The sequence below is a fragment of the Vibrio sp. Y176 genome, assembly GCF_033438945.1.
The window spans coordinates 1-837 of the sequence record NZ_JAWOQS010000284.1; the positions used below are offsets into that span (position 1 = coordinate 1).

1 protein-coding gene and 1 pseudogene are annotated in these 837 nt (G+C 49.0%); one reads left to right on the top strand and one right to left on the bottom strand.

From position 1 onward, the window contains the following. Positions 1-504: DUF2339 domain-containing protein (locus R7O13_RS25585; protein WP_318305038.1), on the top strand; the 504-nt coding region annotated here is incomplete at its 5' end. 124 nt (positions 505-628) lie between these two features. Here the strand turns inward: R7O13_RS25585 and R7O13_RS25590 are convergent. Then, positions 629-837, bottom strand: a pseudogene (locus R7O13_RS25590) (flagellin); the annotation flags it as partial.

Sequence of the window (837 nt, forward strand, 5' to 3'; positions counted from 1 at the left end):
CTCATCACCAACAACGTATCGGCACAAGCCATGCCTGTGTTCAACATGCTGAGTTTAGGTTGGCGTCTGCCAGCGTTCATTCTCATTGCTGCGGTCGTTAGACGCTCGAGTACGCTGCGTGTACACCGATTAGCGGTCGCATGTCTTGGCTTTGCATTAGCGGCCATTTGGCTAGGGATGTCGATTCGACAGTTCTGGCAAACCACGTCAATGACGCTGTTTCAACCGACCAGTATGGCGGAGTTGTTTAGCTACTCAGTGGCAGGATTAATGGTTGGTGGCGCTTTAACTTGGCGGGGCGTCACTCACAAGGCGATGATGATGCAACGCATCGGCTTAATTATATTGGCCTTTGTGGCGTTGAAAGTCTTCTTGTGGGATGTAAGCTCTTTGGACGGGTTCTGGCGCGCCATCAGCTTCTTAGGCTTGGGGGCATCACTTATTGCGTTGGGGTGGCTATTTCAAAAACTGCATCGCTCAGTCACTCAGACCTCTGAGCCATAATCGACGTTCTTCAACACAAAAAGATAAGCGGAAAAGAGAGATTCCCGACAATGCATTTTCGCCGTTATTGGGGGGCAGCAAAAATGTAAAGCCGGGAATCATTGGAGTGTTCTTTGAAACGGCGTTATTTCAACAATGCAACCACCGTATGACGGCGAACATTCGCTTGCGCATTTAACGCTTGGAACGTCGAGGTAAACTGACCAGACGTCTCCATAAAACCATCCAGTTTTGCGTTCACTTCATCTACCGAAAGTTGATGACTTTTGCTTTGGATTGAGCGCATCTGCGTGTTCAACTCGCCATGAAAAGCTTTCGCTTCTTCTAAGCTGG